This window comes from Pandoraea sp. CB10b_02, assembly GCF_002216225.1.
Lineage (GTDB): Bacteria > Pseudomonadota > Gammaproteobacteria > Burkholderiales > Burkholderiaceae > Pandoraea > Pandoraea nosoerga.
This window is the reverse complement of the sequence record NZ_NJGW02000004.1, coordinates 332,159-338,872: the sequence shown is the minus strand read 5'-3', so window position 1 is coordinate 338,872 and position 6,714 is coordinate 332,159. Positions and strand designations below refer to the sequence as shown.

Genomic DNA, 6,714 nt, shown 5'->3' with positions numbered 1-6,714 from the left:
TGGAGTTGCCCCTGTAACTCAGGACACGCGGACACCGTTAGGTTGATGACACCGCATTACGCCTGAACTCGCGAGGCGAGCGGTATTTCAGGGCTTTGTGCGGGTGGCGCTCATTGTAGTGTTCAAACGCGATTGCCAGACGCGAGAGCGCTGTTGGTGCGTCAGACTTGTCCATATAGGCGACGTAATTGTGCTTCATGGTCTTCACGAACGATTCCGCCATGCCATTGCTCTGCGGCGAACGGACCGGTGTGGTCAGCGGCTCAAGACCCAGTTCGCGAGCGAAGCTGCGCGTGCGGTGGTCGATGTAGGCCGAGCCGTTGTCCGTCAGCCATTCAATGGGCTGCGCGGCCTGCGTGGTGCCGAAGCGCTGTTCGACGGCGGCCAGCATCACGTCGCGCACCACATCACCGCTATGCCCGCCGGTCGTTGCTGCCCAGCTAATCGCCTCGCGGTCGCAGCAGTCCAGCGCAAACGTCACGCGCAGCGGCGTACCATCGTCGCACCGGAACTCGAAGCCATCGGAGCACCAGCGGGTGTTGCTGCGGTCCACCGCAACGCGACCGTCATGTCGCCGCTTATCTCGCCGCACGCCAGGGCGGCGCAGCAGCAACTGATGCTCCCGCATGACCCGATACACGCGCTTGACGTTGATGCACGGCGCACCGCTCTGCTCCCGACTGCGGCGCAGCAGCGCCCAGACACGGCGGTAGCCGTAGGTGGGAAGGTGCGCCACATGGGCCTGAATCTCCTCGACCAGCCCGGCATCGTTGGTCACGCGGGCACGGCGACCATCGCGCCAGTCGGACGAGCGAGCTCGCTTCACCGCCACGGCAGAGCGCGCCACGCCGAGAACTTCGCAGACCGTCTTCATCGGTCGTCCCCCGGCAGCAAGGGCGAGCGCGCAATCAGGTTTTTTGAACGGCCCCATTCCACGGCTTCTTTCAGGATTTCGACCTCCAGCGTCTTCTTCCCGAGTAGCCGTTGCAGTTCCTTGATTTCCTTGATGGCGGCGGCCAGCTCAGATGCCGGCACAACGGTTTCGCCTGCCTTCACCGCCGCCAGACTGCCTTCCTGGTATTGCTTGCGCCAGCCAAACACTTGGTTGGCGTTGACGCCGTGCCGACGTGCAACGGCCGACACCGACGCTCCCGGCTCCAATGTTTCCTGCACGATGGCGATTTTTTCTTGCGCCGTGCGCCGCCGACGGCGCTCCGGCTCGGTCAGAATTTCGATGCTTTCCACGTAATGACTAGGCTTACTGATAGGCACAAGACTATCCCTTATTTTAAGAGAGTCCTCGTGTCCTCAGATACGTGGGGCCGCTCCAGTCAGCATGGTCAGCTCATTGAGCGGCGCCATCGGAGCCGCGCCGACGTACATGCGCGATTTGATCTGCGAGTACGCAAGTCTGCGACTCTCCATGTTGACCAAAGGCCATGCCCAGAAGAACGTGTTTCTGGCCACTTGTCTCGCATAGGCCTCCGTCATTCGGGTTCCGGTGGCTGGTCCCTCGGGCATGGATGCGGCCAGCGTCGGCGTTAGCGAAATTGGCGCGGCCGCGACACCGACGCTACAGACGATAAGACATGTGGCGAACAGGCCGGTCAACGCTTTCATTTGAGTCACTCAAGGGGCGTCGTGCATAAAAGAGTGGCCGGGCCGTTACAGACCAACCTCGGTAACCGGAGCGGGCGTCCATTTACCTTCTCTGACCACGGTCTTTGGTACGTAGGCACGGAACGTCAGGGAAAACGGTTTTCCCCGAGCGGACGGCAGCCAGTTGGACAGATACTCCGGTGATGGCTCGTCCGGTCCGATGAAAATTTTGAGTGAGCCGTCCGCTTCATGCTTGAGCGGCGAGTAGCTGTTCAGGTTGTAACGCTTGAGCGCGTTCGGTACAACGCGGTAGTCCGGCACACCCACCAGAATGATGGACCAATAGCCGTCCACCACCGAGGATGGAAGCTGGTCTGGCGGGAAGGACATCACATAGTTCTTCCCGCCATCGAACGTGTGGCCACTCGCGTCCTGCGTGCCAATAAAGTACAACACTTCATCGGGAACGTTTGCCCAGATTCCGAGATAGTTGGCGGCGGCACGCAGTCGATAATCGGTCCCATAATGACCGACGGTGCCGCCCCCGGTCCAATGGTTCCGGCTCGGGGCCGAGTCGTTGACCGCATACGCTTTAAATTCCGGAACCACTATCTGCTGTAGTTGGCTTGCGACTGCCGCACGCGTCGAGGCATCGGTTTGAACGCGGGTAGCCACGTCCCTTGCCGCTTGTTGTTGCTCCGCGGCTTTCGGCGAGACGTCCGCAGCACTGGCGATAAGGGCATTCACGTTGTCAAAAATGTCCACACCCGCGAGGTCCGCGTTGGAGAAATCCTTGAGGGCTGGCGGCGGGGAGATGCGCGGCTTGCCGATGACGCTCAGGCGGAACTGACGCTGAAGAGCCATCGCGCCGTCAGGGTCGTCTTTCAGTTCCACCCGCGCGAGCATCTTCGCCTTGGACGAGTGGAGCACTACCGGTGAGGCATCTGCAGGCAGCTTTACCTTGCTTCCCGGTGACACGAATGCAAATTTTCCGTATGGCTTCGACGGGAAAGTGCGCTCATTAATGTTTGTGATGACTTCGCCCCATTCGTCAATGATTTGCGCGGTGTAATACCTTCCCGTGATCTTGGGGATATCAAGCACTGCTGCCGAATTGTCGTCGACGGCTATCCACGCTTCCAGGTAAGCGACGTCGAGATTGGGATTTACGAAATCGGCTGAACCCCTTGGGTTGTACTTGATGGTGTTGTATTTCACACCGGTTGCCGCTGCCAAATCGTGCTGTTCCTGGCGGACAACGAGCGCACGCCCCAGCAAATAAGTGTACGCAGTGGTCAGGGACGCCTCGTTCACAGAGGGCTGTGCAAAGGCGCGGGGCGCCGAGAGGACCAATACACCAACCGCGAACGCGAGGCGCATTGGCCAGACGCGTGCCAGGGTGCCCGATCGCCTGCAGCCCCAAAAGGTGTTCCTAAAAGAACAGGAACGAAAAAGGAAGGCAACGGACATTTGAACTCCATCAGAAATAGATTTCAACGTCGACGCAACACCGAGGCGTGTCCAGAATACCTAAAGTTCGTTTCAATTGCCATGCGCGGGGTCACGCTGGCCGACAAGCTGGAGGCGAGAGGTTCGCAGGCCGACTCATTGATGGTTTTCCGCAGACGAGATCGGCGAGACGTGCTTCTCGCCACTCGCCCGATGTCATGACGATGGCCCCGGGCGGCTGCCTACGGCGAGCAACGCGTTGCGGCCGGTGACGGCAGGCGTGTCGCCGTGCGGCGTCAGTGCAAGGGCGGGACGGCGCCCACCTTCTCGGCGAGCATGCGCTCGTAGACGCCGAAGTGGAGATCGACTTCGCTTTGCGTGACGACGGTGACGTTCATCTGGATGGCTTCGGGCGGCAGTGCAAACACGGTTGCGAGCGCAACGCAGATCTGCGGCACCACGTTGACGTCGGCGTCGACGGTCGTCCCGGCGTCGACGCGCAAGCTGCCGTCGCGCGAGAACACGATTTCGACGATGCGCGCGCGAGCGCTCATGTTGTTCTCGATGGCCAGCGCGATGACGTTGGCCATTTTCCGCATTCCCTCCGTGGGAAATCCACGCTCGGCGCGCAAGCGCAGACGGTGGACGCCGATTGTCAGCCAATCCCATTCGAAATCCATTGTGCACCTCCGGATGTGGTCAACTGTGCCGTCAAATTGAGGGGCACATTTTTGATTTCAAGACCCCTTGAAATCCGGCTGAAGCAATCTATCTTAGTGTTCCGTCAGTGCCTGCTGGCGCAAGGTTTGATGACCGCGTGTCATCGTGTTTTCGTTATTAACTCCGTCGCATCGATTGGGCGGAATTATTAGGAGAATGCGACCATGAGCGAATTTGACCTGAGCAACGGGATATTTGGAGAGCTGGACCGCCTCCACCGGGAGATGACGAACCTCTTTTCCGGCTTCCCGACCAGCATTCGGTCCTCACGCCCGGGAGCTTTTCCTCCCATCAATATCGGCACCACCGACGACTCGGTGGAAATCGTCGCCTTCGCGCCCGGCATGGATGCCAAGGCCTTCGACGTGACCATCGACAAGGGCCTGCTGACCATCTCCGGCGAGCGCCGGCGCGCCAGCGAGGAAGCGCGCGATACGCGATCGTACGCACAGGAGCGATTCACCGGCACCTTTCGCCGGGCGATCGAATTGCCGACCCACGTCGACCCGAACGACGTCAAGGCGCGCTACGCCAACGGCTGTCTGAGCATCAGCATCGGCAAGCGCGAGTCGTCCAGGCCGCGCGCCATTTCCGTGCAATGAGGAGGACATCATGAACGCGAACTCGCAACTCACGACGACTTCCCAAGGCCAGGCGTCATCGCGCCCGACGACGCAGGAGCCGCGACACCTCACCGTCTGCCCGGCCGTCGACATCGTGGAAGACGAGCATGGCGTGACACTGTGGGCTGATCTGCCCGGCGTGTCGAAGGACAAGCTCGACATCCGCGTGCAGGACGGTACGCTGTCCATCGAAGGCGAAGCGATGGTCCCCGCACCGCAGAACCTCCGGCTGCAGCACGCCGAACTGAAGGAGCCGCGCTTTTCCCGCGCCTTCATGCTGAGCGCCGATTTCGACACGTCGAAGATCGAGGCGCAGCTCAGGGATGGCGTGCTCAGACTGACGGTGCCGCGTCGCGAGGAAGCGCGCCCGCGCAAGATCGAAGTGCAGGCAGCTTGATGCAGGCGGCCTGTGAATTTCGATGCGGGTTGATTCCTACGGTTCGCGCCTGCGGGCGTATGCCCGCGGGCGCATTTTTCGACATGCGAGAACAACATGAGAATGCTCTGGCCGAAGAGCGACGAGCCGCACGTAAAGACCAAGGTATTCGCGGTGCAGGCAAATCTCGACGAAACCGTGGCACTGATCCGAAGGTTCGCGCATGACGAATTCGCGCGCGCCATCGGTACCGAAACCCCGTCCGACCAGGACATCCGGGGCTTCATCCTCGATCGCCTGCGAAGCATGAAGCTCGATGCGGCCGAACCGTGGACGGAGCCTACCGTGCAACGCGTATTCGGCAGCGTGTACGTCATGCCGATGTTCGCGAAAATTGAAGGCGTGCGCGCCATCGAGGCCCGCCTTGTCGTGATGCCGGACGCACGCTACGCGCCGCGCACCTATATTCCGATATCGAATTAGCGGCGCGCCGACTCTGCCCGCAAAAAAAGGGGAGCCCCTTGCAGGGCTCCCCTTCAAGCTGGAGCACTCAAACCAACAGTGGAACGTCTCGCGAAGACGTGGGCTCAGAACTTGTGGCGCAGGCCCGAGATCACGGCAGCCTGGGTCTTGGTGCTCGACGCACCGCCCGCGCCGTTGATCGACGCCGCCGTGGCGTCGCCCGCGGCCTTCTGGTAGATGCCCACGAGGTACACGTCCGTGCGCTTCGAGAGCGAATAGTCGACGGCGGCGTTGACCTGATGGTACTTCGGGCTCAGGTCGGCGAGCGTGGCGCTGCGCGTGCTGGCGTCCGTGTAGGTGTACGACAGGCCGAGCAGCAGCGACGGCGTGAGGTTGTACGTGCCGTTCAGTTCATAGTTCGACACGCGCGCGCCGGTGCCGCTCACGTACTTGAGTTGCGTGTTGCTGTACACGAAGCCGACGGCGGCCGGGCCGAAGCTGTAGCTGCCGCCCGTGGCGAACACGCGTTGCTTGTCCACGCCGACGGTCGCGGTGCCGATGCGCGCCGTATAGAAGTCGCCACTGTAGTCGCCAGCCACGGCGCCGCCCGTGTTCGTGCCGTTCGGCGAGCTCACTTCGAGGTAACCAATGCCGAACTTGACCGGGCCGTTGGCGTAGCTCGCACCTACGCTGTAGGCGCGGTTGTTAGCGAAGCCTGTGCCGCCCGTGCCGCTGCTGGCCTGGTTCGAGAAGCCATACAGGCCGCCGAACGTGAAGCCGGCATAGTTCGCGCTCGTGTACTTGATCGAGTTGTTGATGCGAAACGAGTTGTACAGGTTGTCCACGTCGCCGACGTGGGCGCCGAGCTTCGTGGCGAAGAGCTTCGCCGAGGTGAGGCCGCTCACGAAATCGACCACGGAGTCGTACTGACGGCCGATGGTCAGGCTGCCGAACGACTTGCTCGACAGGCCGACGAACGCCTGGCGGCCGAATTCACGGCTGCCCTGGCCCAGGCCGCCGTTCGTGAGGTTGAAGCCGTTCTCCAGGGTGAAGATGGCCGACAGGCCGCCGCCCAGATCCTCCGAACCCTTCAGGCCCCACCGGTTGCCGGATTGCAGGCCGTCGGCGGTGCCGAAGTTCTTGCTGCCGCCGACATTGCTCACGTAAGACAGGCCGCCATCCAGAACGCCGTACAGCGTGACGTTGCTCTGTGCCTGTGCCGCACCCGCGGCGCACACGGCGAGAACACCGCCCAGCGCGGCGGCCAATTGCGTCTTTTTCATCGGTCTATTCCTTTTCGATAACTTTGGATTGATGCGAACCCGTCGCTTTTTGACGAGCGCCCCGTGGGTTCGGGCCGAACTATATCGAAGGACCCGGCCATTCCATAGGTGTATTAACGAAATTCCGCGTGCAATGTATTGCCACTACAACGCAGCGCGATTTATCGCCGCGCAGTTCCGGAATTTCATGTGGATGACATAT

The 6,714-nt window shown here is 61.3% G+C and carries 8 protein-coding genes; 3 read left to right on the top strand and 5 right to left on the bottom strand.

Annotated features, from left to right (window positions below; all coding sequences use genetic code 11):
• Nucleotides 1-37: 37 nt before the first annotated feature.
• The 4 genes from CDN36_RS06725 to CDN36_RS06710 all read right to left on the bottom strand — a co-directional run bounded on the left by CDN36_RS06725 (nt 38) and on the right by CDN36_RS06710 (nt 3,728).
• Nucleotides 38-1,236 (bottom strand): IS3-like element ISButh1 family transposase gene (locus CDN36_RS06725; protein WP_163013128.1). Its coding sequence is split into 2 segments (ribosomal slippage): nt 38-921 and nt 921-1,236, totalling 1,200 coding nucleotides; the frame shifts between segments, so codons are not numbered across the junction.
• Nucleotides 1,237-1,308: 72 nt separating this feature from the next.
• Entirely contained in the window at nt 1,309-1,620 is a 312-nt protein-coding gene (locus CDN36_RS06720) for a hypothetical protein (protein ID WP_287496302.1), read from the bottom strand.
• Between the two features lie 45 nt (nt 1,621-1,665).
• Complete coding sequence (locus CDN36_RS06715; RefSeq protein ID WP_287496301.1) at nt 1,666-3,069, bottom strand: DUF1214 domain-containing protein; 1,404 nt, start codon at nt 3,067-3,069, stop codon at nt 1,666-1,668.
• Between the two features lie 275 nt (nt 3,070-3,344).
• On the bottom strand, nt 3,345-3,728 hold the full coding sequence (locus CDN36_RS06710; RefSeq protein WP_150554034.1) for a hypothetical protein: 384 nt from the start codon (nt 3,726-3,728) through the stop codon (nt 3,345-3,347).
• Between the two features lie 204 nt (nt 3,729-3,932).
• On the opposite strand from CDN36_RS06710, the gene CDN36_RS06705 reads away from it, so the two are divergent.
• The 3 genes from CDN36_RS06705 to CDN36_RS06695 all read left to right on the top strand — a co-directional run bounded on the left by CDN36_RS06705 (nt 3,933) and on the right by CDN36_RS06695 (nt 5,250).
• On the top strand, nt 3,933-4,370 hold the full coding sequence (locus tag CDN36_RS06705; RefSeq protein ID WP_150554033.1) for an Hsp20/alpha crystallin family protein: 438 nt from the start codon (nt 3,933-3,935) through the stop codon (nt 4,368-4,370).
• A 10-nt stretch (nt 4,371-4,380) separates the two neighbouring features.
• Entirely contained in the window at nt 4,381-4,788 is a 408-nt protein-coding gene (locus CDN36_RS06700; protein WP_287496300.1) for an Hsp20/alpha crystallin family protein, read from the top strand.
• A gap of 96 nt (nt 4,789-4,884) precedes the next feature.
• The gene (locus CDN36_RS06695; protein ID WP_150554031.1) at nt 4,885-5,250 is read left to right on the top strand and encodes a hypothetical protein; all 366 of its coding nucleotides are present in this window, start codon (nt 4,885-4,887) and stop codon (nt 5,248-5,250) included.
• Between the two features lie 104 nt (nt 5,251-5,354).
• On the opposite strand, the gene CDN36_RS06690 is transcribed toward CDN36_RS06695, so the two are convergent.
• Nucleotides 5,355-6,512 (bottom strand): porin, encoded by a 1,158-nt coding sequence (locus CDN36_RS06690; protein WP_287496299.1) that lies wholly within the window; start codon nt 6,510-6,512, stop codon nt 5,355-5,357.
• Nucleotides 6,513-6,714: the final 202 nt, after the last annotated feature.

What these genes read in the sequence shown, in the direction of transcription:
- CDN36_RS06720 (WP_287496302.1), bottom strand. Translation starts at nt 1,620, where the DNA reads ATGAAAGCGTTGACCGGCCTGTTCGCCACATGTCTTATCGTCTGTAGC.
- CDN36_RS06715 (WP_287496301.1), bottom strand. Translation starts at nt 3,069, where the DNA reads ATGTCCGTTGCCTTCCTTTTTCGTTCCTGTTCTTTTAGGAACACCTTT.
- CDN36_RS06710 (WP_150554034.1), bottom strand. Translation starts at nt 3,728, where the DNA reads ATGGATTTCGAATGGGATTGGCTGACAATCGGCGTCCACCGTCTGCGC.
- CDN36_RS06705 (WP_150554033.1), top strand. Translation starts at nt 3,933, where the DNA reads ATGAGCGAATTTGACCTGAGCAACGGGATATTTGGAGAGCTGGACCGC.
- CDN36_RS06700 (WP_287496300.1), top strand. Translation starts at nt 4,381, where the DNA reads ATGAACGCGAACTCGCAACTCACGACGACTTCCCAAGGCCAGGCGTCA.
- CDN36_RS06695 (WP_150554031.1), top strand. Translation starts at nt 4,885, where the DNA reads ATGAGAATGCTCTGGCCGAAGAGCGACGAGCCGCACGTAAAGACCAAG.
- CDN36_RS06690 (WP_287496299.1), bottom strand. Translation starts at nt 6,512, where the DNA reads ATGAAAAAGACGCAATTGGCCGCCGCGCTGGGCGGTGTTCTCGCCGTG.